General features: G+C 59.8%; 1 protein-coding gene and 1 pseudogene. One reads left to right on the top strand and one right to left on the bottom strand.

Annotated elements, in window-relative coordinates:
* Positions 1–239: pseudogene (locus tag A3730_RS04425) on the bottom strand (OsmC family protein); the annotation flags it as partial.
* Positions 240–460: 221 nt separating this feature from the next.
* Here A3730_RS04425 and A3730_RS04420 point away from each other — a divergent pair.
* Positions 461–781 (top strand): TonB-dependent receptor plug domain-containing protein (locus A3730_RS04420; protein ID WP_156500899.1); only part of this gene is annotated, 321 nt, incomplete at its 3' end.

Below are 781 nucleotides of genomic sequence, written 5' to 3'. Positions count from 1 at the left end.
TCCGGGTCAACGATATTGTTCTGCGACAGGCGAATATTGTCGGTGGGGATATCCCGCGCCTTGCAGTACACCTTCACGAAATAGGCCGCGCACATGGCCGACGATGCCAGGAAATAGTCAAACGGGCTCGGCGCCGAGCCATCGCCCTTGTAGCGGATGGGCTGGTCGGTGATGACGGTGAAGTCGTCGAACTTGGCTTCCAGGCGAAGGTTGTCGAGGAAGTTGACGTTGATTTCCATGGCAGAGCTACCGGGTCGGGGGAATGGCTGAGGCGGCCATTATCCAGTTTTTAGGGCCCGGCGTCTTGGCGGCTGGGCGTTGAGCGTCGCAGGCACAACATGGTGGCGCCTGTGCGGCGTTATGCCACATGTTGGCGCCACCGCCGCTGCCGTAGAATCCCTCGCCGTCTTGCCGCCATAAACGCTATGGCAGCAACTGGTTGCCTTGGGGAAATACCATCATGCGTCTGTCGACTCGAACATCACTGCTTGGGTGTCTGGCCCTTTTAACACCCGCCAGTGCTTTTGCTGTGGAACCTGAAGCCAATGAACTGGCACCCATTACGGTTTCCGAGCAAGGGGAACAGAGCGCTGAAGCCACAAAGATTGAACTTGAGCGCGAGCAGGCCCTCACGCCGGGCGGTGTGACGCTGGTGGAGGCGGAAGACCTGACCGAGCGCAATGTGGTGAGCATCGGTGACATGCTGCGTTATGTGCCGGGCATGTGGACGGCCACGGGCTCCACCGGCGATGGCACCTTTCTTTCCAGCCGGGGTTCCAAC

The sequence above is a fragment of the Alcanivorax sp. HI0044 genome, assembly GCF_001634945.1.
Note: the sequence above shows the minus strand (reverse complement) of the source record. Positions and strands in the feature narration are given on the sequence as shown.